21 protein-coding genes are annotated in these 25,662 nt (G+C 69.7%); 11 read left to right on the top strand and 10 right to left on the bottom strand.

All coding sequences use genetic code 11. The annotated features are described in order from the left end of the window. Nucleotides 1-18 precede the first annotated feature (18 nt). Both DA085_RS01290 and DA085_RS01285 read right to left on the bottom strand, forming a co-directional pair. Nucleotides 19-2,229: an alpha/beta hydrolase gene (locus tag DA085_RS01290; RefSeq protein ID WP_109471116.1), complete on the bottom strand. Its 2,211-nt coding sequence runs from the start codon at nt 2,227-2,229 to the stop codon at nt 19-21. 40 nt (nt 2,230-2,269) lie between these two features. After that, nucleotides 2,270-3,370, bottom strand: coding sequence for a class I SAM-dependent methyltransferase (locus tag DA085_RS01285; protein WP_109471115.1), 1,101 nt, complete (start codon nt 3,368-3,370; stop codon nt 2,270-2,272). Between the two features lie 124 nt (nt 3,371-3,494). Between DA085_RS01285 and DA085_RS01280 the strand changes: the two genes are divergently transcribed. The 5 genes from DA085_RS01280 (at nt 3,495) to DA085_RS01260 (ending at nt 9,212) form a co-directional block, all read left to right on the top strand. Continuing rightward, a complete protein-coding gene (locus DA085_RS01280; protein ID WP_161958381.1) occupies nt 3,495-6,221 on the top strand; it encodes a helix-turn-helix transcriptional regulator in 2,727 nt (908 codons plus the stop codon). A 192-nt stretch (nt 6,222-6,413) separates the two neighbouring features. Further along, the gene (locus tag DA085_RS01275) at nt 6,414-7,259 is read left to right on the top strand and encodes a class I SAM-dependent methyltransferase (protein ID WP_109471113.1); all 846 of its coding nucleotides are present in this window, start codon (nt 6,414-6,416) and stop codon (nt 7,257-7,259) included. Between the two features lie 182 nt (nt 7,260-7,441). Further along, a complete protein-coding gene (locus DA085_RS01270) occupies nt 7,442-8,494 on the top strand; it encodes a type IV toxin-antitoxin system AbiEi family antitoxin domain-containing protein (RefSeq protein ID WP_109471112.1) in 1,053 nt (350 codons plus the stop codon). After that, nucleotides 8,479-8,838 (top strand): type II toxin-antitoxin system Phd/YefM family antitoxin, encoded by a 360-nt coding sequence (locus DA085_RS21970; RefSeq protein WP_419866486.1) that lies wholly within the window; start codon nt 8,479-8,481, stop codon nt 8,836-8,838. Before DA085_RS01270 ends, DA085_RS21970 begins: the two co-directional genes overlap by 16 nt. Then, on the top strand, nt 8,835-9,212 hold the full coding sequence (locus DA085_RS01260; protein ID WP_109471111.1) for a PIN domain-containing protein: 378 nt from the start codon (nt 8,835-8,837) through the stop codon (nt 9,210-9,212). The genes DA085_RS21970 and DA085_RS01260 overlap by 4 nt, the downstream gene beginning before the upstream one ends. Before the next feature lie 174 nt (nt 9,213-9,386). Here the strand turns inward: DA085_RS01260 and DA085_RS01255 are convergent, their stop codons facing one another. Then, the gene (locus tag DA085_RS01255; RefSeq protein WP_161958380.1) at nt 9,387-11,204 is read right to left on the bottom strand and encodes a helix-turn-helix domain-containing protein; all 1,818 of its coding nucleotides are present in this window, start codon (nt 11,202-11,204) and stop codon (nt 9,387-9,389) included. Between the two features lie 114 nt (nt 11,205-11,318). Here DA085_RS01255 and DA085_RS01250 point away from each other — a divergent pair, with 114 nt between their 5' ends. The 3 genes from DA085_RS01250 to DA085_RS01240 all read left to right on the top strand — a co-directional run bounded on the left by DA085_RS01250 (nt 11,319) and on the right by DA085_RS01240 (nt 16,667). Then, nucleotides 11,319-12,698, top strand: coding sequence for an MFS transporter (locus tag DA085_RS01250; RefSeq protein ID WP_109471109.1), 1,380 nt, complete (start codon nt 11,319-11,321; stop codon nt 12,696-12,698). Then, a complete protein-coding gene (locus tag DA085_RS01245; RefSeq protein ID WP_109471108.1) occupies nt 12,695-14,140 on the top strand; it encodes an FAD-binding oxidoreductase in 1,446 nt (481 codons plus the stop codon). The genes DA085_RS01250 and DA085_RS01245 overlap by 4 nt, the downstream gene beginning before the upstream one ends. A 274-nt stretch (nt 14,141-14,414) precedes the next feature. Next, nucleotides 14,415-16,667 (top strand): D-glucuronyl C5-epimerase family protein, encoded by a 2,253-nt coding sequence (locus tag DA085_RS01240; RefSeq protein ID WP_161958379.1) that lies wholly within the window; start codon nt 14,415-14,417, stop codon nt 16,665-16,667. 132 nt (nt 16,668-16,799) lie between these two features. On the opposite strand, the gene DA085_RS01235 is transcribed toward DA085_RS01240, so the two are convergent. From DA085_RS01235 to pdhA, 3 genes are read right to left on the bottom strand one after another with little or no spacing between them, the layout of a single operon-like run. Next, entirely contained in the window at nt 16,800-18,104 is a 1,305-nt protein-coding gene (locus DA085_RS01235) for a dihydrolipoamide acetyltransferase family protein (RefSeq protein WP_109471106.1), read from the bottom strand. After that, nucleotides 18,101-19,114, bottom strand: coding sequence for an alpha-ketoacid dehydrogenase subunit beta (locus tag DA085_RS01230; protein ID WP_109471105.1), 1,014 nt, complete (start codon nt 19,112-19,114; stop codon nt 18,101-18,103). Before DA085_RS01230 ends, DA085_RS01235 begins: the two co-directional genes overlap by 4 nt. Next, nucleotides 19,111-20,232 (bottom strand): pyruvate dehydrogenase (acetyl-transferring) E1 component subunit alpha, encoded by a 1,122-nt coding sequence (gene pdhA / locus DA085_RS01225; RefSeq protein WP_109471104.1) that lies wholly within the window; start codon nt 20,230-20,232, stop codon nt 19,111-19,113. The genes DA085_RS01230 and pdhA overlap by 4 nt, the downstream gene beginning before the upstream one ends. 175 nt (nt 20,233-20,407) lie before the next feature. Between pdhA and DA085_RS01220 the strand changes: the two genes are divergently transcribed. After that, nucleotides 20,408-20,893: an Lrp/AsnC family transcriptional regulator gene (locus DA085_RS01220; RefSeq protein ID WP_109471103.1), complete on the top strand. Its 486-nt coding sequence runs from the start codon at nt 20,408-20,410 to the stop codon at nt 20,891-20,893. Nucleotides 20,894-20,903: 10 nt separating this feature from the next. Here DA085_RS01220 and DA085_RS01215 read toward each other — a convergent pair whose 3' ends face one another. Beyond that, nucleotides 20,904-21,143 (bottom strand): hypothetical protein, encoded by a 240-nt coding sequence (locus tag DA085_RS01215; protein WP_161958378.1) that lies wholly within the window; start codon nt 21,141-21,143, stop codon nt 20,904-20,906. A 221-nt stretch (nt 21,144-21,364) separates the two neighbouring features. Here DA085_RS01215 and DA085_RS01210 point away from each other — a divergent pair, with 221 nt between their 5' ends. Next, entirely contained in the window at nt 21,365-22,258 is an 894-nt protein-coding gene (locus DA085_RS01210; protein WP_154402061.1) for a hypothetical protein, read from the top strand. Nucleotides 22,259-22,283: 25 nt separating this feature from the next. Here the strand turns inward: DA085_RS01210 and DA085_RS01205 are convergent, their stop codons facing one another. The 3 genes from DA085_RS01205 to DA085_RS01195 all read right to left on the bottom strand — a co-directional run bounded on the left by DA085_RS01205 (nt 22,284) and on the right by DA085_RS01195 (nt 24,681). Continuing rightward, entirely contained in the window at nt 22,284-22,955 is a 672-nt protein-coding gene (locus tag DA085_RS01205) for a response regulator transcription factor (protein ID WP_109471100.1), read from the bottom strand. Further along, a complete protein-coding gene (locus DA085_RS01200) occupies nt 22,952-24,247 on the bottom strand; it encodes a sensor histidine kinase (RefSeq protein WP_109471099.1) in 1,296 nt (431 codons plus the stop codon). The genes DA085_RS01205 and DA085_RS01200 overlap by 4 nt, the downstream gene beginning before the upstream one ends. Nucleotides 24,248-24,327: 80 nt before the next feature. Further along, the gene (locus tag DA085_RS01195; protein ID WP_154402060.1) at nt 24,328-24,681 is read right to left on the bottom strand and encodes a hypothetical protein; all 354 of its coding nucleotides are present in this window, start codon (nt 24,679-24,681) and stop codon (nt 24,328-24,330) included. A gap of 218 nt (nt 24,682-24,899) precedes the next feature. Between DA085_RS01195 and DA085_RS01190 the strand changes: the two genes are divergently transcribed. Continuing rightward, nucleotides 24,900-25,646 carry an esterase family protein gene (locus DA085_RS01190; protein WP_109471097.1) on the top strand — a complete coding sequence of 249 codons (747 nt, stop codon included), beginning with the start codon at nt 24,900-24,902 and terminating at the stop codon, nt 25,644-25,646. Nucleotides 25,647-25,662: the final 16 nt, after the last annotated feature.

Raw genomic sequence — 25,662 nt, 5'->3', positions numbered from 1 at the left:
GCACGGTGACGATGCGCGTCAGAGCAGCCCCGCGAGCATCGCGGCGGCGCGGTCCGCGCCGTCGGTCTCGACAGGCAGACCGGTTGTCTCGCGGCGCAGCTCCTTGGCCAGCGCGGTGGCGAGGCACTCGGGGTCGGACGCCTCGGCATACTCCACGCAGGTCCCGGCGCCGTAGCGCTCCAGCCGATGACGCACGTGCACGTTCTGCTCGAAGTGGTGCTGCAGCGGCACGTAGAGGAACGGTCGCCGGGAGGCGGCCAGCTCCATGCACGTGGTGAGTCCGCCCTGCACCACCGCGAGGTCGCACGCCGCCAGCTGCCGGTACAGGTCCGGCACGTAGCCGCGGTAGGTGACACCCCGGCGGCGAGGCAGGCTCTGCGGGTCGATCCTCGGCCCGGTCACCACGAGGAAGTGCAGGTCGGGAACCAGCCGGCGGGCGACCGGGACAGCGTCGAGGACCCGGCGCAGCAGCGATCCACCCACCGCCGACCCACCGACGGTGACCACGCACAGCAGGTCGTCCTCGCCCAGGCGGAGCCCACGCCGGATCGTGGCGCGCTCGCTCTCGGTGGGCGGCAGGAACCCGGTGACGTAGCCGGCGAAGTCGAAGTTGGCCCTCGTCCACTCCCGGATCCCGGGCAGCCCGGGGCCGAACGGCAGGTCGACCACGTCCTCCGGGTTGCCGACGAAGACCGAGGCGTCCCGCACCCGGCGGTAGCGCGCCCGCTGCTCGATCATCTCGGCGTTGTAGTCCGCGGTGAGGGCGGCCTCGTGCTCCCCGCCGTCGGGCATCGGGACCCACCCGACGAAGTCGGTCAGCCACGCGAAGGAGAACCGTTTGAGCTCAGGGTTCTCGTGCAGGAAGTAGTCGACCTCCCAGGCCTCGTCACCGACCACCAGGTCGTAGCAGCCCTCCTCGACCACGTCGGCGAAGACCATGAAGTTGTTGACCATGATCTCGTCCATCCGCCGGATCGCCTGGAACGCGTGGAGGTCGTGGTCCGCGGACTCGTCCTCGATGTGCGCTGACTCGCTCGCTAGCCACCCGCAGGCCGGGTGCACCCGCTCACCGGCGTCCTCCAGGACCCGGGTCACCGGGTGCTGGGTCAGCCAGTCGATCTCCAGGTCGGGGTGGTGTGTGCGCAGCGCCTGCGCCACGGCCAGGTCGCGCCGGGCGTGCCCGAGCCCGATGGGGGACGACAGGTAGAGGGCCCGCCGGGGGCGCCGCTGGGCGCGGGTCCAGGTCCTGCGCCGGGGAGCGGTCGCGGAGGCTGCGGTCCCTGCGGCCGCGGTCACCGCGAACTCCTTGACCAGTCGGTTGATCCGGACCGGGTCGCGGGCCGGCAGGCCGTGTCCGCCGCCCTCCACGAGCACCAGGGTTCCGCCGGTCAGCTCCGCCAGGCGCTCACCGACCGCCGCGGAGTGCACCGCGTCCTCCGTGCCGTGCACGACCAGGACCGGGCACCGGACCCGTGCGCACAGCGGCTCCAGGGGAGTCCGGGTCGCCCCGACCAGGCCGAGCCGCCCGGCTGTCGTGTCGGCGAGCGTCTGCGGGCTGACCTGGTGGGCCCACCGGACGACGTCCTCGACCTGTTTGGTCGAGTGCGGCTCCGTGAACATCTTGTGGGCGAAGAAGTCGACGAAGTCGTCGTACCCGCCGCCAAGCCAGTAGTCCCGGTTGTACTTGGCCCACCCCTGCGTGGTGTCCAGCTGGGCGTCCCAGCCGAACTGCTCCCGCGCCGGGGCCGCAACCGCCAGGCCGCACGACGGTGCGACGGCGATGATCCCCTGCACCCGCTCGGGATGGTCGGCCGCCAGGTGAACCGCCCACGCGGCGCCGCAGGAGAAGCCGACGACCACGGCGTGGTCCGTCCCGGTGGCGTCCAGCACGGCCGCCGCGTCCGCGGCATACTGCTCGTCGGTGTATGCCGCGGCGCCGGCCGGGCGCCCCGCGTCACCGCTGCCGCGCCCGTCGTAGGTCACCACGCGCAGGTGGCGCGCCAGATAGGGCACCTGGGCCTTCCACCAGCGTGAGGGCACCAGCGACCAGGTGGGCAGGAGCAGCACCGTCACGGGTCCGGTGCCGTGCACGGCATACGGAATCCGGACCCCGTCCCGGACGGTGACACCGGTGCTGTCCGGTGCGCGTGCCGGTCGGGGGTCCTGACCCGCGAGGGGGAGCGGGACCCGCCCGGGATCCGGGGGACGTGCTGCGAGGCGGCGCCTCATGGTCACAGTGTCCTCCGGTTCCCGGTCCCTGCCCAGGCCCTCAGGGCCGGATCTCCAGCACCCGGTTGAACGGTGTCTGGGCGACGGAGGCGAACCGGGTGAATCCGGCGGCCGTGGCGACGTCGCGGATCCTGGCCGGCCCGGCCTGCGTGCCCAGCGCCAGACCCACGTCCTGGGCGAGGGAGGCGGGGGTGCACAGCAGGGTGGAGAAGCCGTAGTACGCACGGCCCACCGGGTTGAGGTTGTCCTCGACGTGGTCGCCGGCCATCGGCTCGACGACCATCCAGGTGCCGTCCGGCGCGAGCGCGCCCCGGACCTGCTGGGCGGCGCCGACCGGGTCACCCATGTCGTGCAGGCAGTCGAACATCGTGACCAGCCCGAAGTCCGACTCGGGAAGGGCCTGCGCGGACGCGACCTCGAAGGTCACCCGGTCGGCGACGTCCGCCTCGGCGGCACGTCGGCGGGCTGTGGCGATCGACTCCGGGTGGTAGTCGTAGCCGATGAACCTGGAGCGGGGGAAGGCCTGCGCCATGAGCACCGTCGAGGCGCCGTGCCCGCAGCCGACGTCGGCGACCAGGGTGCCCGTCTCCAGCTTGTCGACGACCCCGTCGAGAGCGGGCAGCCACTCGGCCACCAGGTGGGCGTTGTAGCTGGGCCGGAAGAACCGCTCGCAGCCGACGTGCACGTCGGTGACGTGCTCGTGCCAGCCGAAGCCGGAGCCGTTGCGTGCCGCGTCCAGGATGTGGTCCATGTCGTGCACCGTGCCCAGGGCGATCTGGAAGAACCCGGGCAGGAACGCCGGGCTGTCCTCGACCGTGAGGGCGACCGCCTGCTCCGGTGGGAGGGTGTAGCGGGCGGTGGCGGGGTCGTAGGTGAGGTACTGCCCCGCGGCCTGGGCGTTGAGCCACTCCCGGGCGTAGGGCTCGGCGGTGCCGGTGCGTTCGGCCAGTTCGGCGGGTGTGCTCGGCCCGTGCGCCGCGAGGTCGCGGTAGTAGCCGAGCTTGTCGCCGAGCACGACCAGGGCCGCGTTGAGCGTGGCCCCGACCTCGTCGACGGCGCGGAACACGAAGGCCATGAGGGCGTCCATGTCGATAGGCGCCTCGGGCGTCGTGGTGGCGGGTGTGCTGGTGTCGGTGCTCATCGGGAGGCCTCCGTGGGTGTCGGTATGCCGTGAACGTAGGTGGGGTGTACCCCTCACCGCGTCCGGTGCCCCACCTAGTCCGCACACGGCATACCCCCTGGTGGTCCGCACCTAGACTGTGGTGGTGCTCCTCGGCAGGTCGGCCGAGCAGGAGGCGGTCTCCCGCGTCCTGGCGTCAGCGCGCCTCGGCCGCGGCGCGGCCCTGGTCGTCACCGGTGACCCGGGGATCGGCAAGACGGCCCTGCTGGTCGACGCGCTCGCCGGTCCCGGCACCGGCGGTGCCCGCGTGCTGCACGCGACGGCCACGGAGGTGGAGCAGGACCTGCCGTTCGCCACGCTGCACGCCCTCCTGCTGCCGATCCTGCACCTGCTTGAGGAGATCCCGGGCCCACAGGCGGACGCGTTGGGCAGCGCCCTGAGCCTGCGTCGTGGAGGAGTGCCGGACCGGTTCGCGATCGGCGCGGCGACGATCAGCCTCCTCAGCAGGTATGCGGAGCAGGCGCCGGTCTGTGTCGTGCTGGACGACGCGCAGTGGGCGGACGGCCCCTCGGTGGAGGCGCTGGCCTTCGCCGCCCGGCGGGTGGGGGAGGACCCCATCGCCGTCCTGGTGGCCGGGCGGGCCGGTGAGCTGTCGGAGGCGCTCGGGGACCTGCCGGTGCTCGCGCTTCCCGGGCTGGACGCAGAGGCAGCGGCCAGGCTGGTGTCCGCCTCCGAGGTCGGCACTCGCGCCGACCTCGACAGGTTGCACCGCCTGACCGGCGGGAACCCGCTGGCACTGATGGAACTGGCCCACCACCTCGACACCGGTGCCCTGACCGGGACCGACCCCTCGGTTCTGCCCCACACCCTGCCGGAGCGGCTCCAGGACGCCTTCGCACGTCATCTCGCGAGGCTCACTCCCCAGGACCGCGTCGTCGCCGTCGTGGCGGCGGTCTCCGGCGGTGACCTGAGGCTGGTCCGTGCGGGGTGCGAACACCTCGACGTCGACCCGGCAGGTCTTGAGCGGATGCAGCAGGCCGGGCTGCTGACTGTCGACCGGGGCCGGGTGACCTTCCGGCACCCCCTGGTGCGGTCGGCAGCCTACGGTTCGGCACCGGTCGGCACCCGCCGCAGTGTGCACCGTGCTCTGGCCGACCTGCTCACCGCCACCGCTGACCTCGACCGACGCACCTGGCACCTGGTCGCCGCGACGACCGGACTCGATGAGGGTCTGGCCACCCAGCTGGAGGCTCTCGCCGGCCGGGCGGCGGCCCGCAGCGCCTTCACCGTCGCCGCGACCGCGCTGGAGCGGTCGGCCGGGTTCAGCACGGACCCGGACCGTTCCCGGTCACGCCTCGTCGGTGCCGCGGCTGCTGCCTGGACGGGGGGACAGGCCACCCGCGCACTGCAGCTCCTCGACCAGGCTGAGTCACCTGCGGGCCCCGTGACGGTGGCCGGGGCCGAGCTGCGCGCCACCATCGCCGTGCGGTCCGGCTCGCTCCGGGAAGGGCTGAGCATGCTGGAGCACGCGGCCGACCTGGCGACACCCGACGAACGGGTTCTGCTGCTGGCCGATGCGTGCCAGGCCTGCCTGTACCTGGTCGACACCGCGGCGCTCACGCGGGTGGAGTCCGAGCTGTCCACGGCCCTGCGCCTGACGACCGACCCGCTGGCCCGGTCGGTGGGGCAGGCGGCGGCCGGGGCTGCCGGCGTTCTCCTGGGGCGGCGGGACTCCACCCCTCAGCTGCGGGAAGCCGTGGCCGACCTCGCGGAGGCCCGTGACCCGCTGGCGCACCCGGCCGCCCTCCCCTGGCTGATGCTGGCGCCGCTGTTCCTCAGGGACGCGGCCAGCGGTGCCGAGCTGCGCGCGCTGGTGGATGCCGCGCGGTCCCGTGTCGGGGTGGGTGTGCTCCCCAACCTGCTCTTCCACGTGGCCCGGGACCAGGCGACCTCCACCGTGTGGGACCGGGCCGCCGCCAACTACGAGGAGGCGGCCCGGCTGGCCCGCGAGACCGGCCAGAGCACCGAGCTGGCGATGGCGCTGGCGGGAATGGCCTGGCTCGAGTCGCGTCGCGGTCAGGACGCCGCCTGTCAGCAGCACGCCACCGAGGCGCTGGCCCGGTGCCGGGAGCGGTTCATCCACTTCGGGGAGATCTGGTGCGAGCTGGCCCTGGGCGATCTGAGGCTGTCGCAGGGGCGGGCGCCGGAGGCTGTGGCACGTTTTCGGGCCCTCGCCAGGCGCCTGGAGGAGCTGGATGTCCGAGACCCCGATCTCCATCCCGGGCCCGAGTTCGTCGACGCGCTGAGGCGGACCGGGCAGGACCGTGAGGCCCTCGAGGTGGCGCACGGCTTCGTCGGGCTCGTCCGGGCGGTCACTCGGCCCTGGTCGCAGGCCCGGGCCGAGCGTGCCCTGGGGCTCATCGCGGTGGAGGACGCGTTCGAGGAGCACTTCGGCTCTGCGCTGGATCACCACGGTCGGACCAGAGACATCTTCGAGACCGGCCGGACCCACCTCGCCCACGGGATGCGCCTGCGCCGGGCGGGACGCCGGGTGCAGTCCAGGGTGGCCCTCCGGGAGGCCCTGGGGATCTTCGAGGGCCTCGGGGCCGGGCGCTGGGCGGACAACACGCGCGCCGAGCTCGGCGCCACGGGCGAGAAGGTGCCCCCGCGCGACGCGGACGGTGCAGGCGCGCTGACTCCGCAGGAGCTACAGGTCTGCCTGCTCCTGGCCCGGGGGCGCACCACGCGGGAGGCGGGGGCGGCACTGTTCCTCAGCCCCAAGACGATCGAGTACCACCTGCGCAAGGCCTACACCAAGCTTGGCATCCACTCCCGCGGCGAGCTGGCTGTCGCCCTGCACGAGGCAGACTGACCTGCGTCCACTCGCGCGGCGAGCTGGCGGTGGCCCTGCACGAGGCGGACTGACCTGCGTCCACCTGCCCGAGGCAGACTGACCTGCGTCCACCTGCACGAGGCGCACCTTGCCCCCGCCCACCCGGCGGACCCAGCCACCGCCCACCGTGACACGCGACGCGGGGCCGGGACACGGCATACAGTCGGCAGGGTGGCCAGTGACGCGGTGCGGCAGGGATGGATCCAGGGTGGTCAGGGCTGGGTGGCGAACCAGCGGATCTTTGACGCGGCCTTCGCGCCGCTGACCGCCGAGCTCGTCCAGCGGGCCGGGTGGAGGCAGGGCGAGCGGGTGCTGGATGTCGGGTGCGGATCCGGGACGCTGCTGGAGGAGGGGCTGCGGGCCGGCGCCGAGATGGTGGGCGTCGACATCTCGCCGGTGATGGTGGCGGCCGCGCAGGAACGGGTCCCGGCGGCGAGGGTCATCGAGGCCGACGCGGAGACGGCCGATCTGCTCGCGGACGCGCCGGGGCGCCCGTTCGACGCGGTGGTGTCCCGCTTCGGGGTCATGTTCTTCGGCGACCCGGCGGCGGCGTTCGCCAACCTCCGCCGCGCGACCCGGCCGGACGCCTCGATGACCTTCGTCTGCTGGCGCTCCCGCGAGGAGAACCCCGTCTTCACCCAGGGCGCGGAGCTGCTCGCCGCCGCGCTGCCGGAGCCACCTCCCCGCCCCGCGCCCGGCGCGCCCGGGCCGACGGCGTTCGCTGACGCGGAGCGCCTGCGTTCGTTGCTGGAGGAGGCGGGCTGGCGCGAGATCGGTATCGACCCGTTCGACTTCCACTGTGACTACGGCGTGGACGGAAGCGACGGCGTGGAGGAGCGCCTCGCCGTGATCCTCAGCTCCAGCGGCCGCACCGCCTGGGAGCAGCTGCAGTCACTCGTCGGGGCAGAGCGCCGGGCGGAGCTCCTGGAGGCGGTCCGCGCGGACCTGCGCGCTCACCGGGTCGACGGTGTGGTGCGCGTGCCCGCGGCCGTCTGGCTGGTGTCCGCGCGCCACTGACTGCGGTCGCTGGCTGTCGCCCGCCCGTGACCCCAGCCCTCGAGGGCAACTTGCAGCACGCTCTGCTTCCTGGAGCCGGCTCTGGGGGGCTGGAAGAACGCTCAGGCGCTCCAAGACGACCGTCCGAGCGGTTATCCACAGGGGTGAATCGCGAGATCCCGGAACTGGCCAGACTCTCGGGGATGAGAGAGCTCATCCGCACCTTCCTCGAGGGCAACGGCAACGGGATCATCACGTCGGCCGAGGCCCGCAACCTCGGGTGCAGTCCGGAGGTCGTCCGCGGCATGGTCAGGTCCAAGGAGCTGGTCCGGGTCGCACGAGGGGTCTATGTCAGCGCGGCGAGGCTGAACCCGCCGGGTGGCCGGAGTGCCGGAGACGACGCCTTCGCGCTCGCAGACCGGCGGCACCTGCTCCTGCTGGATGCCCTGCTGCGCACCTACGGCCCCAAGGTTGCCGCGAGCCACCAGAGTGCAGTCCTCGCGTGGGGGCTGCCCGCCGCTTCGAGCTCGCTGGACCGACGTCACCTCGTGCACACGGCGAGAGGTCGGACGGCGCGACGTCATGATGACTTCACCATCCACACCTGCGAGCTCGACGGCGTCATCACGGAACACGAGGGCCGCCGACTGGTGATTCCTCCTCTGGCAGTCGTCAGCCAGGCGCTGCAGGTCGGACTGGTAGACGCCGTGGCCTCCATGGACGCAGCGGTCGTCAGGGAGCTGACCACTTTGCAGGAGATCGCCGAGATGCTGGAGAGGATGCGGCACACGCCACTACTGGGGCTGGCCCGTAGGGCGTTCGGGCTGGCGGACGGCCTTTCCGAGTCGCCCGGCGAGACCCGTCTGCGGCTGGTGATCATCCAGCTCGGTCTCAGGTTCAGAGCGCAGCACTGGATCCGGACGGAGACCGGCACGTTCTATCGGGTGGACTTCTACCTGCCGGAGCTGGGAGTGGTGCTGGAGTACGACGGGCGGGAGAAGTACCTCCGACCGGAGAACCGTCTCAACCGGACCGGTGTCGAGGCGGCCCAGAACTCCGCAGCGGGACGGAAGGCTCTGATGGCCGAGAAGTCTCGTGAGGACGACCTCAGGATCGACGGGTTCGGCGTCGGTCGCGTCACCGCATCAGGCCTCCGCCCTGAGCAGGTGAGTCGCATCATCACCAAGGCGGGTCAGCAGGCGCAGCCACGGGCGTTGCACCGCAAGGCCGAGCCGCCGGCATGGGCCCGTCGGTGAGAGTGACGCGCCGGGAACGTGCGGCCGTCGGGCCGCGACCCCTGCCGTTGCACGTGATGCCGCAAGTGCTCGGTAGCAGAAGTGCTACCTTGGAGATTATGGACGTGATTCCACAGAAGGTGCTCCGCAATCACGTCGGTGAGGTGTTGCGGCGGGTGGAGGCCGGGGAGTCTCTCACCGTGACCGTTGCGGGGCGGCCGGTGGCTGAGTTGCGGCCAGTCGGCCGTCGTCGCTGGGTGAGCGGCGCCAGCTTGGCGCAGGTCTGGCGAGGCCCGGCCCCACGTGACTTCGAAGACGACGTAGCGGCACTCGCTGCCGGCGTCATCGACCCCTTCACCCCATGAGGGTCATCCTCGACACATCGGTGCTCATTGGCGAGCACGCGCCGGGTGACGTCGACGCAGCGATCAGCGTCGTGTCCCTGACGGAGCTGCACTTCGGTGTCCTCGTGGCGACGGATCCAGACGAGAGGGCGCGGCGAACCGACCGACTCGCCGTGGTGGAGGCCACCTTCGACGCACTCCCCATCACGTCGGAGGTAGCCCGTGCCTGGGGTCGCCTGGCGGCGGCGGTCACTCAACGAGGAGGGAATCCACGTCGCCGCCAGATCGACCTTGCGATCGCTGCGACCGCCGCCGTCGAGAACGTGCCTCTGCTCACCCACAACGTCGGGGACTTCCGGATCATCGAGGACCTCGTCGACGCGCGTCGGCCCTAGAGCGGCAGTCGCCGCACGAGTGCCGAGTGTGCGCGGCTGGAAATAGCCGGCTCGAAGAAGAGCTACCGGCTGCAGGACGAGATGTCCGTGGCCAGGAGGACAGAAGGACGTTCAGGCGAGACGTCGACGTGCGTGGACGTGAACGGGCGGGAAGTGGCGGGGGAGCGCAGCTCGTCAGCTGGGCTCCCGGAGGGCGGTGAGGCCGTCCTGCAGCCGCAGCAGGAGGTGCAGCTCAAGAGACCTGGCTGGCTCACGCCAGCCGTCGCCGAGGAGGCGATCCACGGTGGTCAGCCGTTGATAGAGCGTGTTGACGTGGACCCGCAGCAGGCTCGCGGACGGTCCCGGGCGACGCCCCTGGTCGAGGAAGACGCGCATCGTGTGCAGCAGGGGCACCCCGCGCCGGGTCTCCTCGTCCTCGACCGGCCCCAGCCGGCGTCGGAAGGTCTCCTGCAGCTCGGCCCGTCCGGTGTGGCTCAGCAGCACGCGATAGAGGCCCAGCTGGCCCGCTGTCGCCACGCCGCCCGGTCCCTCGAGCGCGCCCACCACGGCCAGCGTCTCCACCGCCTCGCGGTGTGCCGCGGCCAGGTCACCGGTGGCCTCCACCGGGCCGGCCAGACCCGCCGTGAGGTGTCCGTCGGCGCGCAGCAGCTCCCCGAGGGCCTCCGGGGAGAGTCCCGGCGCGAGTACGACGACCCGACCCTGGTGCGAGACGACGCTCGCCGCAGCGGGCAGTGACAGGGTAGCGATCCGCTTGCGCGCCGTGGGTTGGTCCTCGTCCGGCACCTGCACCACGGCGACCGCATAGGAGGCGGCGGGATCCAGACCAGCCAGCCGGGCCTGCCGGCTGCGTCCCAACGGGTCGTCCGGGACCGTCGTGAGTAGCTCGAGCAGCCCGACGTGCCGTGCCTGCCCGCTGGCCTCGGCCGCCGCCTCCTGCGCCAGCATCGCGAGGGCCAGGACCGGCGCGGCGCGGTCCAGCACGAGCCGCGCGGCCGCCGGTGGTTCCGCGACGCCCGGCATGGTGAGCGTCCCCAGGTCACGGCTCCCCGCCGCCACGACCCGCGCGAACCCGGTCGAGGTCGCGCCGTCGTCACCGTCTCGGTGGTCCGGTCCGCGCACTGAGTCCGGCCTGCCGCCCGGGTCGGTGCCGGTCGCCTCGAACCGCACGGCCGTCCCGACCGCCGAGGTGACCTCGGCGAGGAGGTCGTCGACGCCGCCGCCCCGCAGCACCACCTCGGTCAGTCGCCGGTCCCAGGTCACGATCTGCTCGAGCTCGGACGACCGCCGCGCCAGCTCGTCCTTGGCTGCCTCCAGCCGCTCCAGGGTCGCCGCGTTGTCCAGGGCGATCCCGGCGTGTGCCGCCAGGGCACACAGCAGGGTCACCTCCTCCTCGGCGAACTCACGGGGCTCACGCTCGGAGGCGAAGAGGGCCCCGACCACCTCACCCCGCACCGTCAGTGGTGCCCCCAGGAGGCCGTGCATGTGCTCCGCCGAGGCGGCCGAGTCGGCAGTCGCGCTGTGCCGGAACGTCGGGTCCTGCAGGTAGTCGGTGCTCCACAGCGGCTTGGCCTGCGTGAGGATCGCCCCAGCGAGCCCGCTGTCCATCGGCACCTCCACCCCGACGAGCTCGGGCGTCAGGGCACCGCTGGTCACCTCGAGGCGCAGCACCCTGCCGAGTCCAGGGTCCTCGCGCACCAGGCCGAGGTAGGCCAGGTCGACCCGCAGCAGCCGGCGGGCCTGGTCCACGATCTCCGGCAGGAGGTCGGCGGGGGAGCGCAGGGTCAGCAGCCGCGCGGCGATGTCGTTGAGGGTGGCCAGCTCACGGGCGCGCTGGGCGCGCTGGGCCAGCATCGTCTTGAGCCGGAGGGCCCTGAGCACCTGACGCTCCCCGTCACCGGGAAGCGACGCACCGTGTGCCGTCAGCTCCTCGGCCGAGGCGTCCTGCAGCAGGAGCCGCAGCCACCGTCCGTCCCGGTCGTCACCATCACTCATGGAGGAAGTCTCTACCATCGTGGCCACACGCCGGACGGTTCGTCCATTGCCGACGGTGCACCGGCCGTCATACGGTGCCGTGACGCCCGGACCGGGCGACCACGAAGGAGTGACATGACCCAGACATCGAGCGCCGTGCCGGACGAGCGCCGGACGGCACAGCCGGAGCTGGAGCGGCGGGTGATGCGCAAGGTCACCCGCCGGCTCATCCCGTTCCTCATCGCGCTGTACTTCGTCAACTACCTGGATCGCACGAACATCGGCTTTGCCGGCCCGAACGGGATGAACGAGGAGCTCGGGCTCACGGCCACCATGTTCGGACTCGCCTCGGGCATCTTCTTCGTCGGCTACCTGCTCCTCGAGGTGCCGAGCAACCTGGCGCTGCACCGGTTCGGTGGGCGCCGCTGGCTGGCGCGGATCATCTTCTCCTGGGGTCTGGTGGCCGCCCTCATGGCCTTCGTTCCCAGCGCCACCTGGCTCTACGTGCTGCGCTTCCTGCTCGGTGTCGCCGAGGCCGGGTTCTTCCCGGGGATCATCCTCTACCTGACCTACTGGTTCCCGAAGCGGTCCAGGGCCAAGGCGACGGCGCTGTTCCTCCTGGCGATCCCGCTCTCCACCGTGGTCGGCGCCCCGCTGTCCGCCTGGCTCATCGAGACCGGTGACACCTTCATCCCGGGGATGTCCGGGTGGCGGTTCATGTTCCTCGTCGAGGGCATCCCGGCCATGCTGCTCGGCGTGGCCTGCTGGTTCTATCTCACGGACCGGCCGCACCAGGCCAGCTGGCTGGACGACGAGGAGCGGGCCTGGCTGACCAGCGAGATGGACCACGAGGCGTCCCAGACCTCGCAGCGCTACCACTACCCGCTGCGCCGCGCGCTGGTCCAGCCGCGCATCTGGGCACTCGCCTTCGTCTACTTCGGCACGGTCTACGGGCTCTACACGATGAGCTTCTTCCTGCCGACGATCATCGACGGGTTCTCCCAGACCTTCCAGACCGACTACTCCGTGATGCAGGTCGGCCTGATCACCGCCATCCCCTTCGCGTTCGCCGCGGTGGCCATGGTGCTGTGGTCCCGGCACGGGGACCGGACGGGGGAGCGGGTCTGGCACGTGGCGCTGCCGCTGTTCCTCGGTGGCGTGACCATCCCGGTCGCGCTCTACCTGAACTCCCCGTTCACCACCATGGTGGCGGTCACCATCACGTGCGTGTGCATCTGCTCGGCGCTCCCGACGTTCTGGCCGCTGCCGACGATGTTCCTGTCCGGTGCGGCGGCTGCCGGTGGGATCGCCCTGATCAACACGGTCGGCAACGCCAGCGGGTTCTTCGCGCCCTACATCACGGGCTGGCTCAAGGACCTGACCGGCACCCAGAACGCCGGCATGTGGGTGATCGGCATCATCATGGTCGCCGCCGGATTCGCCGTGCTGGCGCTGCGGGCAGCCCCGGAGCCCGATGACGCCGGGGCCGAAGAGACCGACCGGATGCGCTCATGACCGGCACGACGGGCACCGGGGTGCGCGACACCGCCACCCTCCTGCAGCTGGTCGAGAGCGAGCTCGCCCCCACGCTCGCCGACGGCGCGCTGAGCACCGACCCCGACGTGCTGGAGAGCTACTCCCGCGACGAGGCGCTGTTCTGCCCGGCCGACGGGGCAGTCGCGCTGGTCCGGGCGACCACGGTGGCAGACGTGCAGGCCACGCTCCGGTTCGCCTCGGCATACCGCATCCCGGTCGTCCCCCAGGGTGCCCGCTCCGGCATCTCCGGCGGGGCCAACGCCGTGCCCGGCTGCCTGCTGCTCTCGGTCGAGCGGATGTCGCGGATCCTGGCGGTCGACGTGGCCGAGCGCAGCGTCACGGTCGAGCCGGGCGTCATCAACCAGGACCTCAAGAACGCCGTGGCCGAGCACGGACTGTCCTACCCGCCGGACCCCGGCTCGGTCGCCATCTCCTCGATCGGTGGCAACGTCGCCACGAACGCCGGCGGCCTGTGCTGTGTCAAGTACGGCGTCACCAAGGACTACGTGCGCAGGCTCACGGTGGTGCTCGCCGACGGCACCCTGGCCACCCTGGGGACGGGCACCGCCAAGGGCGTCGCGGGCCTGGACCTGCGCGGCCTGTTCGTCGGCTCGGAGGGCACGCTCGGGGTCATCGTCGAGATCACCCTGCGGCTCGTGCCGCTCCTGCCGGAGCCGCTCACGGCGGTCGCCACGTTCACCGACGAGCGGTCGGCCGCCGCGACCGTTGCGGACTTCATGGCCTCCGGCGCGCAGCCCTCCATGCTGGAGTCGCTGGACCGGACCACGCTGCGGCTGCTCAACGAGTACGGCGACTTCGGGCTGGACGACCGGGCGGGGGCGATGCTCCTCATGCAGTCCGACGGCAGCGGCAACCGCGCAGCGGCCCTGGCGGAGGTCGAGTCGTTCACGGCGCGGGCGGAGGCCAACGGCGCCCTGGACACCGGCTACAGCGAGGACACCGCCGACAACGAGGCCCTGGTCGCCACCCGCAGGCTGGCGCAGCCCGCCTACGAGCGCTACGCCCAGGCCCACGGTGGCGGCCAGCTCCTCGACGACATCTGCCTTCCCCGCGCGCGGATGCCGGAGTTCTATGACGGGCTCGACCGGGTCCGCGCCACGTCCGGGCTCACCATCGCGGTCGTGGCCCACGCCGGCGACGGCAACATCCACCCGTCCGTGTTCTTCGACGCCCGCGACCCGGCGGACGTGGAGCGGGCCGAGCGGGCCTTCGAGGAGATCATGCGCCTCGGACTCGAGCTGGGCGGGACGATCACCGGGGAGCACGGCGTTGGTTACCTGAAGCGGGAGTGGCTTCCGCGGGAGCTGGACGAGGGCAACCGACGGCTGCACCGGGCAGTCAAGGAGGCCCTCGACCCGGACGGGATCCTCAACCCGGGCAAGATGTTCGCCGACCTCTGAGGGTCGGCCGTCGTCACCGTGGGTCACGTGGCACACCGGGGTACCCACTCGATGGCGTTGCATCTCGGCTCTCAAGGCTGCACCTTTTCAGGCTTACGAACCGTGACAGCGTCTAGTTTTGACAAGCCGCACGGTTCGCTGGCCGAACTTCGAGTCAGCGGACTCGCCGTCCCGCAATTCGTGTGACCGGAGGGTTGCGTGCCAATCTTGCCGGTGACATTCCCGTAGGGTGAGCACCATGCCTCGCTCCGACGGCCTCCTAGAGGAGGCTCCCGTGCTTAGCGTCTGGGACCCACGCCACCAAGCGGTCATCCGCCGTTGGCATGACCTTAGTTCTGTGGTGCTTGGCACTCAGGAGACGCGCCAATCCTCACGCGTGCGCCACATTGTGACCGCTTCAGGGAAGCCAGGTGACACATTTGACATCGACGCACTCTATCAACCTGGGAGTGGTGACGTTCTGATCGTTGCCTTTCATGGTGCATTGGTCAGGGAGAGGGTGGACTTACCGCGCTTTGAGTGGCTTGGTGCCCTCCGAGAGCGCTCGGAGCATCGGCTCTACATTGCAGATACCACGCTGAGTGCCTCGCCGTCACTGACCCTAGGGTGGTACCTCGGAGACGAGAGTGACGATCTAACTGAGAAGATCACGCGATTCATAAACCATGTGCGCAATCAATTGAGCATCTCGAAAACGATCCTGCTAGGCTCGTCCGGAGGCGGGTATGCAGCGCTGGCAGTGGCCCCTGGGATCGATGGTTCGAACGCCATCGCGTTCAGCCCGCAGACGGATGTTTGGAAGTTCTCCCCTCGGCATACCCAAAATTTACTCGAGGCGTCATTTCCCGGTCATCTCAATGAGGAAGAGCTCGTTCGACGTCATCCCACGCGATTCTCACTCATTGAGCGCTACAAGGATCTGACGCGCAGGAACAGGTTCGTATATGTCCAGAATGAGGGAGACGTGCGGCACGTCAACCGACATTTCAAGCCGTTTGCGCAGTCGCTGGGAGTGCGGCTGCCTAATGGTCGAACATTTGACCAACGAGGGCGCTTCGTGTCTCTATACTATGGGGATGGCCACGCACCGCCACCCAAGGACAGCCTGAACTCATTTCTGGATCTGGCCATTTCCGATCTTGAGGTTCCCACCAAGAAGGCAGTCATGAGTGCGGGCCGGTACGGTCCGCTCCACACGCACTCATTCATCGGTGGCGACAACTTTAATGAGCGTGTCTCGCATGAATTGAACACGTACTATCAAACCAACGACCAGCCCTTACGGATTGAGGCTCCTCACAGGTCGTACGCTGAATCTGGTGTGCCCTTGCGGGTGATTGACGGAGAGCTGTATGACCACCCGGTCATGCATGCCCAGTTCATGCTCAAGCACATCAACACTCTGCGTCGGACTCGGTCGGCGGAGTATTCCGACGTGTTACACGCAACAGCACAGCGGATCATGTCCTATGCGGTTGAATCGCGGGGTGCACACTTCCTCCCGTTCTTGTTTCCGTGGAGAGGTGGAAAGCAACAGCCTCCGTGGTACTCAGCTATGGCGCAGGGGCAAGTGCTGTCGGCGATATCGCGACTGCACGAAGTGGAGCCGAGGCCGGAGTATGAAGCCTTCGCGGCGTCCCTCTCCGCAAGCTTCCAGTTCCTTCCCGAGGGTGCGGGGTCTCCCACTCCGTGGGTGGTGGACATAGACACTGAAGGACACCTTTGGTTTGATGAGTATCCCAATATCGGCCAAGGCAAGTTTGTCCTTAACGGCCATCTGTTCGCCGTGTGGGGGCTCTACGACTATTGGCGGGTGTTCGACGACGCTGGCGGACTTGACTTGGCGAACGCTGGTTTGGAGACCACTAAACGGTACATGTTGGAGAGTCGAACGCCAGGTTGGTCATCACACTACGATGTGACAGAGTTTTCCTTGCTGCGAAACTATCATCAAACGCACGTTTGGCAAATGGAGGCAACGTACAACTTGACAGGTGACCCGTACTTCTTGGAAGTGGCGGATATCCTTGAGTCGGATTTCCCCAGTTATCAACGAAAAGGCTTTGCCGTTATGTCGCGGGGTGCCCATCAGTTGTGCCGGATGGATAATCCGGGAGTGCCAACGAAGCGCGTCGCTGACAGGGTCGTTCACTTAGGCAGGGATGAACGGCTGGCATTTACTGCGCGGACGAAAGTTGAGGAGTTACCGGGAATTTGGCTCAGGCTCGCTGGAGAAGAGTACGAAGGTTGGTGGGTTCAGGAGGTCCCTGACCACTCCTTCCCTGCGAATATTTTCGACCGGCACGTTTACAGGCGGCCGCGACGAGTTGCTCTAGCGCCGGGTGACCATTCGTATGTAGTTTTGGATGATCGTGGCAATCTAGTCTCACGTGAGAAGGTGTCACTTCCGGACGCAGTGGAACTCAGTGTGGGCAGCAAGAGTATGTGGCGAGGGCGATGGTACTACGAAGTCTCCAACATCGCGGGTGACGCCAAAACTGGTGAGAAATGGTTGCCCATGGCGTGATGTTCAAGGTCGTGGCATAGAGGTCCCACTCCCATGGGTCCGCATGCCGTGGGGCGTGTAGTAGAGGAAAGACCATGTGCGCGCCGGTAGCATCCGCCGATGGGCCACCTTTCCCTTGGCTGAAGGCGACTTCTATAGATTGGCGAGCAGCACTGCCGGCTGCTCCACGCAGTCGGCCACGTAGCGCAGGAAGCCCCCGGCCGTGCCGCCGTCACAGACACGGTGGTCGAAGGTGAACGACAGCTGGGTGACCTTGCGCAGAGCGAGCTGGCCGTCGTGGGCCCAGGGCTTGTCGATGATCCGGCCGACGCCGAGCATCGCGGCCTCGGGGTGGTTGATGATCGGGGTGGACCCGTCCACACCGAAGACGCCGTAGTTGTTGAGCGTGAACGTCCCACCGGTCAGCTGCGCCGGGGTGAGTGTGCCCTCGCGTGCCGCCTCGGTGAGGTCCCGCAGGGCGGCGGCCAGCTCCGAGGTGGTCTTCGTGTGGGCGTCGTGGACGACGGGGACCACCAGCCCCCGGGGCGACTGGGCGGCGAAGCCCAGGTTGATCGCACCGTGCAGCACGACCTCGTCGCCGTCGACGGAGGAGTTGAGCTCGGGGAACTGCCGCAGGCCGGCGACCGTGATGCGCGCCAGGAGAGCGAGTATGCCGATCGCGTCCTGCGGTCTGGCCCGCTTGAGGGCGTCGCGGGTCGCCAGGAGCTCGGTCGCGTCGACGTCCACCCAGGTGGTCGCGTCCGGGATCTCCCGGCGCGAGGTCGTGAGCTTGTCGGCGATGGCCCGGCGCACCCCGGTGAGCGGGACCCGGCGGTCCTCGAGGGAGCCGGCTGACCCGGATGAGGGGGCCATGCTCGCCGCAGCGGTGGCGGCGGGCGTCACGGCGGACGCGCCGATCGCGGCCTCGACGTCGGCGCGGCGGATCACGCCACCCGAGCCGGTCCCGGAGAGCGCGCGCAGGTCGATCCCGGCGTCGGCGGCCAGCCGGCGCACCAGCGGGGAGATGACGCGGACAGCGGTCGCGGGAGCAGCGGCTTCCTGGGCGCCGGAGCTGTTGGGACCGGGAGCGGTTGCCTCGCCGGCCACGCGCCCACGCCGGCGGTTGCGTCGGGCCGGTTCGGAGGCGCCGTAGCCGATCAGCGGTCGCTCGGGGGACCGGCTGCCTGCCCGCTCCTCGGTGCGGTACGCCTCGGCGTCGGCCAGCGCCGCGACGGTGATCAGCGGTGCACCGACGGCGAGCTGCCCGCCGGGTGCCGTGTGCAGGGTGGTGACCACGCCGGCATACGGGCAGGGGACCTCGACCGCCGCCTTGGCGGTCTCCACGGTGACGACGTCCTGGTCGACGGTCACCGTGTCCCCCTCGGTCACGTGCCACTCGACGACTGTCGCCTCGGTCAGTCCCTCGCCGAGGTCGGGGAGGCGGAACACCTGCGTCATCGGGTGGCCGCCAGGTGGGTGGTGTCCGGCTGGTCGTCCCACTGGAGCCTCGCGATCGTGTCGAGGATGCGGTCGACCCCGGGCAGGTGGGTGTGCTCGAGCTTGGGCGGGGGATAGGGGATGTCGAGCCCGGTCACCCGCAGCACCGGCGCGGCCAGAGAGTGGAAGCAGCGCTCGGCGACGCGGGCCGCGACCTCACCGCCGACACCGCCGAACCCCTGGGCCTCGGACACCACCACGCAGCGGCCGGTCCTGCGCACCGATGCCGCGACCGTCTCGTCGTCGAAGGGGACGATCGTGCGCAGGTCGACGACCTCGACGCTCCAGCCCTCCTCCTGCTCGGCCACCTCCGCCGCCCGGAGCGCGTTGGGCACCTGCGGGCCGTAGGCCACCAGCGTCACGTCGGTCCCCTCGCGGCGGACCGCGGCGCGACCGAACGGCTCGGTGGTGACCGGCAGCTCCAGCTCGGCCTTGGACCAGTAGAGCGCCTTGGGCTCCATGAAGACCACCGGGTCGTCGCTGGCGATGGCCTCGCGCAGGAGCGAGTAGGCGTCGGCCGGGGTGGCCGGTGTGACGACGTGCAGCCCCGGCGTGTGGGCGTAGTAGCCCTCGGAGGAGTCGCAGTGGTGCTCGACGCCGCCGATGCCGCCGGCGAACGGCATCCGGATCACGATCGGCATGCCCAGCCTGCCCTGGGTCCGGTTGCGCATCTTGGCGATGTGCGAGACCACCTGCTCGAAGGCGGGGTAGCCGAAGGCGTCGAACTGCATCTCGATGACCGGACGGAACCCCTGCATTGCCAGGCCCACGGCGAAGCCGGCGATCCCGGCCTCGGCCAGCGGGGTGTCGAAGCAGCGCTCCTCACCGAAGTCGGCGGTCAGGCCGTCGGTGATGCGGAAGACACCGCCCAGCTGACCGACGTCCTCGCCGAAGACGAGCACGTTGTCGTCCTCGGCCAGGGAGTCGCGCAGCGCCCGGTTGAGTGCCTGGGCGAAGGTGGTGGTGCTCACGCCGTGACCTCCGATCCGTGGGCGTCCTCGAGCTCGGCTGCCACCATGGCCGCCTGCTCCCGCAGCTGGGGGGTCGGCTCGGCATAGACGTGGTCGAACAGTGAGAGGGGAGCGACCTCGGGCTCGCGGTTCATCCGCTCCCGCACGTCCGCGGCATACTCCTCGGCCTCTGCGGCGACCTGCTCCTCCCGCTCCGGTGTCAGCGCACCGGTGCCGACCAGGTAGGTGCGCAGCCGCGCGATCGGGTCGCGCCCGGACCACTGCGTGACCTCGTCGGCCTGCCGGTAGCGGGTCGCGTCGTCGGCGTTGGTGTGCGCCTCGAGACGGTAGGTGTGTGCCTCGATGAGGAACGGTCCTCTGCCGGCCCGGGCGTGCTCGTAGGCCGCTCGGGTGACCGCGAGGACGGCGGCGGGGTCGTTGCCGTCGACCTGCTCCGAGCGGATGCCGTAGCCGATGCCCTTGTAGGCCAGGCTGGGTGCCTTCGTCTGCCGGGCGAGCGGGACGGAGATGGCGTACCTGTTGTTCTGGACGAAGAAGACCGTGGGCGCGTTGAAGACCGCGGCGAAGTTGAGCCCCTCGTGGAAGTCGCCCTCGCTGGTGCCACCGTCCCCGATGAAGCAGAGCGCCAGCCCACCCTCGCCGCGGCGCGCCATGCCGTGACCCGCGCCCGCCGCGTGCGGTGCCTGCGTCGCCAGCGGCGTGCACTGCGGCGCGGTGCGCGTGGCGGCCGGGTCGTAGCCGCAGTGCCAGGACCCGCGCAGCAGCGTCAGGGCCTCCACCGGGTCCAGCCCACGGCTGATGAGGGCCATCGAGTCGCGGTAGGTCGGGAAGAACCAGTCCTGCTCCTGCAGGGCGAGCACGGGCGCGACCTGGCAGGCGTCCTGCCCGCGGGAGGAGGGATAGACGGCAAGGCGCCCCTGCTTGGTGAGCGCCGTCGCCTGCGCATCGAAGCGCCGTCCGATGACCATCTGGCGCCAGACGGCCAGGAGGTCCTCGTCGGACGGGAAGGCGTAGCCGCGCTCGCGGACCTCGCTCGTCGGGTCCGTCCGCGTGCCGTCCTCGGTGAGGAGCTGCACGGGCTCGGCGCAGGGCAGCAGGTGCTGCACGCCTGTCGACATTGACTCTCCGTCCTCCGGGTGCGTGTCCCACCATCGTGGCTGATCACGAGACTATCGCGGTGTCGTGGCTCAAAGGTCGAGACAGATGGACCTACCATGGGCCGTATGCCGACACTTGGTCTCGCGAGCGACGTCACCCCGGGTGGGTGGCTGGACATTCTGCGGCGGTGTCCGCATGACTGACAGGGCCAGCGTCGACGAGGTGGACCAGCGGATCATCCGTGCCCTGCGCGCCGATGGCCGGCTCTCTGTGCGGAGCCTCGCTGAGCAGGTGCACATCTCCCGGGCGAACGCCTATGCGCGCATCGAGCGGCTGCGGGACAGCGGGGTGATCACCGGGTTCACCGCAGAGGTCGCTCCGGAGCACCTGGGCCTCGGCACGTCGGCCTATGTGTCGGTCTCCATCGAGCAGAACACCTGGAAGCCGGTCGCCGCCGCCCTGCGCAGCGTGCCCTGCGTCGAGCGGGTGGCCCTCGTGGGGGCGGAGTTCGACGCACTCGTGACCGTGCGCTGCCGGGACAACCACGAGCTGCGCGACACGGTGCTGGAGCAGATCCAGGCGATCCCGGGAGTCAAGGCGACCCGGACATGGCTGATCTTCGAGGAGACCGAGGTGCACGACTGGGCCACGGCGCCGCCGGCGCGCGACCCGGGGCGATAGAGCCCGCCCGTCAGGCGGGCACGGTGCCGGTCACCGGACGCGCCCGTGGGCGTCGCCGGGGTGTCGGCGAGGCGGGTGTGTCCTCCAGCGTGCGGGAGCGCAGCTCCCGACAGAGCCGTTCCTGGTGCTCCTCCATCGCCCGTCGGGCGGAGGGACTCAAGGTCTGTGGCGTCCGGCCCTGCAGGGCGTCCTCAACAGTGGTCAGCTCTGCGAACAGCTCGCGAATGGTCAGCGTCGACAGATCCATCATGAACTCACTTCATCGTGATTCATAGCCCCCTGTGGCTGGAAGGCACTACTGAGTGTTGGTCCTCGGTGCGCCGGGCGCAAGTGCTCCCGCCACCCCGGCGTCGTCGCCCCACTGCGCCGCAGCTCCGACGCGAAACTCGGGGCCGACAGCGCGTTTTGCTCGTCGGCGCACTTCGCCATACGCCAGAGTCTGCTCCGGCTGAGCCTTGCTAGTGTGCCGCCGTGAGCACGCGCGACCTGACTCGGTATGCACAATTTCCTCAGACTTACTTCGATGGGATTTCCGATTTCCTGCGGAGTCGCGTTCCACGAGGCATCGTGTCCATCAACTATCACGGTGGTCTCCTGGACCTGCTGATCCAGGAGGAAAGTGGTGCGGAGACGACCATTGTCGTGTTTCATGCTGCGGTTCCAACGACCGCCACCCTGCCAGTGTTCGCTGGAATCGGAGTGACGAGGACTCTCAAAGCGAACCTCGTGTTCGTGGCAGACCCCACGCTCGCGCTCAATTCGCAACTTACCCTGGGTTGGTTTGCGGGGAATCGCCTTCAACCACTTCAGAAGGACTTGCCTCTAGTTCTCGAGCATATCCTCGACGGGCTCGGGTCGAAGCACACCATATTCCACGGGCCATCTGGTGGTGGGTTCGCGGCGCTGTACTACTCCGCCCAGTTCCCGGGATCGTTGGCGATCCCGACCAACCCGCAAACGATCATCGAGAACTTCTCCCCCTACAGTGTTCGCGCGTATGTCGAGGCCGCTTTTGGTGCCGTGGACAACTTGGCTGGAGCTATCGAGTCTCTAGATCGTTACGTGGTGCACGACTTATGTGAACTCTATGGGAAGGGGCAATCGAACGCGGTGGCGTACCTGCAGAACATTCCTGACTCCCGGCACATGGAGCGCCATCTTGGCCCCTTCTACTCCGCATGCCGCCCCTCCCCCTTGACGCGCTATCTATTGGGCGACTGGGGCCCCGGGCATCATGCCCCACCGAAAGATCTGATTCGTGATGTTCTGACGACGGCCACGCGGGCTGCAGGCGACTGGAAGGGAATGTTGGACGCCCTGGGCTTCGCTGAAGAGATACCAGGCATCGTGGCCCAGACGCCATGACTGGCGGCCACAAGCATGGCCCTGGCTATGGCGTGACGAGCCCGCTGCGGTAGGCCAGCGCCACCAGCTGGGCGCGATCGTGGCAGCCGGTCTTCATCAGCATCCGGGAGATGTGCGTCTTGACCGTCGCCTCGGACAGGACCATGCGGCGGCTCAGGTCGGCGTTCGTGGCACCGTCGGCCAGCTCGCGCAACACGTCGAGCTCGCGCGGGGTGAGCATGTCCAGGCTCGGTCTGCCCTCCGGGTTGTCCGAGGCCATCTCGCGCAGGGTGTCGAGCACCTTGGGTGCGACGCCGGGGTCGATCCAGGCATCACCGCCGGCGACGCGGCGGATCGCGTTGGCGAGCTCGCTGGGTGCAGCGTGCTTGAGCATGTAGCCGGAGGCCCCAGCGCGCAGCGTCCCGTAGAGCGCGGCGTCCTCGTCGAAGGTGGTCAGGACCAGGACCTTGGCCAGGTGGTCGGGATCGTCCGGGCGCTCGCGGATCAGACGCCGGGTTGCCTCGATGCCGTCCGTCCCAGGCATCCGCACATCCATGACGACCAGGTCGGGGCGCAACCGCTCGACGAGGGCGATGGCCTCCTCACCGTCCGCGGCCTCGCCCACGACCTCGATGTCCGGTTCGGCACCGAGCAGCATGGCGATGCCTTGACGCACCATCGGCTGGTCATCGGCCAGGACGATACGGATCACGCTCATGAGGCACCACCCTGGCGCACGGGCAGCGTGGCAGAGGTGACAAAGCCGCCCTCGACCGGCCCGCTCTCGAACGAGCCGCCGGCGAGCTCCACCCGCTCCCGAAGCCCCCACAGGCCGGTCCCCGACCCGATGGCGCCGGGCACCGCCACGGAGGCGCCACCGTTCGGCAGGCCACGGGAGCTTCGGACCTGCAGGTGCAGCTCGTCCGGCTCCCAGGTCTCGTAGATGTCCACGACTGCTCCCCTGCCAGCGTGCTTCATGGCGTTGGTGAGCGACTCCTGGACCATGTGGTAGGCCGCCAGGTCGACGCTGGGGTCCAGCGGCTGGGGCGTGCCCTCGCGGTGTCGCTCCACGATCAGACCTCCGTGTCGGGTGGCGGTGAGCAGTGCGTCAGTGTCGGCCAGCCGCAGACGGGCGATCGCCGTGTCGCCGTCGTCCGCGGTGCGCAGGAGCCCGAGCAGTCGATGGAGCTCACGCATCGACTCCGCGCCGGTCGTCTCGATGGCGGACAGGGCATCGGTCACCTGCTTGGCCTCGGACGTCTTGTCCAGCCTGCTCGAGACTGCCCGGGCACCGGCGGACTGGAGGATCATCGCGCTCATCGAGTGGCTGAGGATGTCGTGCAGGTCGCGGGCGATGCGCTGGCGCTGCTGCCCGAGGGAGGCCTCGGCGCTGGCGAGCAGACGCTGCCTCTCCTGCTGTGCGCGCCACCGTGTCGCCCGCTCGCGGCGGCCGAGTGCCCAGATGAGGGTGAGGACGGCCATGAAGACCGCAGCGATGACGATCAGCCCGAAGAGCGAGTCGTCACCGGACACGGTGGTAGCGGTCTGCGCGTTGCGAAGACTCACGAAGGCGACGAGGACGAGCGCAGGGTTGGCGCGGCGCGCGGGGCAGCGACGGGCCACCGCGTGGAGCGCGAGGGCGACACCCACCAGTGGCTGGAACTGGTAGAGCACCAGACTGGCCACCAGGGTGGGCACCAGGACCGCCAGGAAGGCCGCCCAGGGTGCGATGCGCCGCCAGGCCAGTGGGACGTAGGTGAGCGCGATCACGGCGACGACCGGCCAGTGCGGCAGGTCGGGGCCCAGTGTCGTCGCGACCGGCAGACCGTCGAGGTAGCCGCTGATGAACAGGTCGACAGCGGCGCACACCAGCACAATCAGGATGTCCAGGCGCTGCGGTCCGGCACCGCGCTCCTCGTCGTGCAGCGTGGTCACCGGGACCTGGCCATCGTGGAGCGGGTGCAGCGAGGGGGCCAGGATCGGAGCCCTGACAGGCTTGGGGGGTCCCACATGAGGGTCATTGTCGCCGTTCAGCCAAGGGAGTGCGAGCGACCTGAGACCGCGCGGGGGAACGGTGTGTGGCGCAGGGGTCAGTTCCGGCAGCCGGGAAGTGAGGGGAAGCACCGGCACAGCCAGCCGTCGGTGGTGGCGAGATCATCATCCGACGCTGAGATGGTCGCGCCGCCGAGCAGGGTCGGCTCGGTGGACGCCGTCCGAGACAGGTCAGAGACCGAGAGCCCGGACAGCTCGATACCCTCGGGCAGCGGGCCCGGGGCGGGCACCTCACACTCCCGGTCCAGCTGCAGGGCCACCCAGCCGTCGAGCTCGGGTGAGTCGTAGACCCCCAGGACCGGCACCCGGTCGTCCCTGCCGCCCCCCGAGACGGCAGGGACACCGATGTGCGACGGCAGTCCGGGCGTGGCCCCACGCCCGGACTGCCTCATCACGACAACGCTCGGCGTCACGAGCCAGCCAACCCCCGCTGGTGACTCGCCCTGGCCCCTGAGACCTTCGGCGAAGACGCTCACTTCGTTGTCCTGATGCACGTGACTACTCTCCTGCTCAGCAAGGGGTCGCGCATCATCCTGGAGATGTATCTTTCGGCGCACCACCCCGGTGTGGTTGGCTTTCGACACTCGCACCTTACTGCCGGGAGGAAGCCATGGACAGGGAACAGGTAGAGATCGGCGCGGAAGGCCTCGACCACCCCGGCACGGTGATCCGCTACGGACACTTCGGGCGGCCGGTGGTCGCGTTCCCCTCCGAGGCGGGCCGCGCCTGGGACTACGAGAACAACGGCATGGTCGACGCCCTGCGGCCGCTGATCGATGAGGGTCGCATCAAGCTCTACGCGGTGGACTCCTTCGACCACCTGTCGTGGTCCAACTACGCGCTGCCCACGGAGCAGCGCGCGCAACGGCACGCGATCTATGAGAACTGGATCCTCAACCACGTCGTCCCGCTGGTCGACACCGACTCACCCGGCCACGGCGGCATCGTCACGACGGGGTGCAGCCTGGGGGGCTACCACGCCGTGAACTTCGCCCTCAAGCGCGCCGACCTGTTCCCGGTCGCGATCTCGCTGTCCGGCAACTTCGACCCCACGTCCTGGCGAGGCTGGGGGGAGACTGGCGAGGCGACATACCTGAACAATCCTGTGGCCTATGTCGCCGGTGCCGACGGCGACCACCTTGACTGGCTGCGCCGCACCGTGCAGATCCTGCTCGTCGTCGGTGAGGGCCCGTTCGAGGTGCAGCCGACCAGGTCCCTGCCCGGCGCCCGGCAGCTCGCCGCGGTCCTGGCCGAGAAGCAGGTGCCCCACCAGCTCGACGTGTGGGGACACGACTCGGCGCACGACTGGCCCTGGTGGCGCAAGCAGATCGCCTACCACCTGCCGCGCTTCTGCTGATCGGGGTAGGTTGCCG

It is taken from the genome of Ornithinimicrobium cavernae (assembly GCF_003121625.1).
Taxonomy (GTDB): Bacteria; Actinomycetota; Actinomycetes; order Actinomycetales; family Dermatophilaceae; genus Ornithinicoccus; species Ornithinicoccus cavernae.
Note: the sequence above shows the minus strand (reverse complement) of the source record. Positions and strands in the feature narration are given on the sequence as shown.

Coding starts and splice junctions, on each gene's coding strand:
- DA085_RS01220 (WP_109471103.1), top strand. CDS start 20,408: ATGACTGACAGGGCCAGCGTCGACGAGGTGGACCAGCGGATCATCCGT.
- DA085_RS01255 (WP_161958380.1), bottom strand. CDS start 11,204: ATGAGTGATGGTGACGACCGGGACGGACGGTGGCTGCGGCTCCTGCTG.
- DA085_RS01235 (WP_109471106.1), bottom strand. CDS start 18,104: ATGACGCAGGTGTTCCGCCTCCCCGACCTCGGCGAGGGACTGACCGAG.
- DA085_RS21970 (WP_419866486.1), top strand. CDS start 8,479: ATGGGCCCGTCGGTGAGAGTGACGCGCCGGGAACGTGCGGCCGTCGGG.
- DA085_RS01190 (WP_109471097.1), top strand. CDS start 24,900: ATGGACAGGGAACAGGTAGAGATCGGCGCGGAAGGCCTCGACCACCCC.
- DA085_RS01195 (WP_154402060.1), bottom strand. CDS start 24,681: ATGAGGCAGTCCGGGCGTGGGGCCACGCCCGGACTGCCGTCGCACATC.
- DA085_RS01245 (WP_109471108.1), top strand. CDS start 12,695: ATGACCGGCACGACGGGCACCGGGGTGCGCGACACCGCCACCCTCCTG.
- DA085_RS01290 (WP_109471116.1), bottom strand. CDS start 2,229: ATGAGGCGCCGCCTCGCAGCACGTCCCCCGGATCCCGGGCGGGTCCCG.
- DA085_RS01215 (WP_161958378.1), bottom strand. CDS start 21,143: ATGATGGATCTGTCGACGCTGACCATTCGCGAGCTGTTCGCAGAGCTG.
- DA085_RS01270 (WP_109471112.1), top strand. CDS start 7,442: ATGAGAGAGCTCATCCGCACCTTCCTCGAGGGCAACGGCAACGGGATC.
- DA085_RS01285 (WP_109471115.1), bottom strand. CDS start 3,370: ATGAGCACCGACACCAGCACACCCGCCACCACGACGCCCGAGGCGCCT.
- DA085_RS01250 (WP_109471109.1), top strand. CDS start 11,319: ATGACCCAGACATCGAGCGCCGTGCCGGACGAGCGCCGGACGGCACAG.
- DA085_RS01260 (WP_109471111.1), top strand. CDS start 8,835: ATGAGGGTCATCCTCGACACATCGGTGCTCATTGGCGAGCACGCGCCG.
- pdhA (WP_109471104.1), bottom strand. CDS start 20,232: ATGTCGACAGGCGTGCAGCACCTGCTGCCCTGCGCCGAGCCCGTGCAG.
- DA085_RS01205 (WP_109471100.1), bottom strand. CDS start 22,955: ATGAGCGTGATCCGTATCGTCCTGGCCGATGACCAGCCGATGGTGCGT.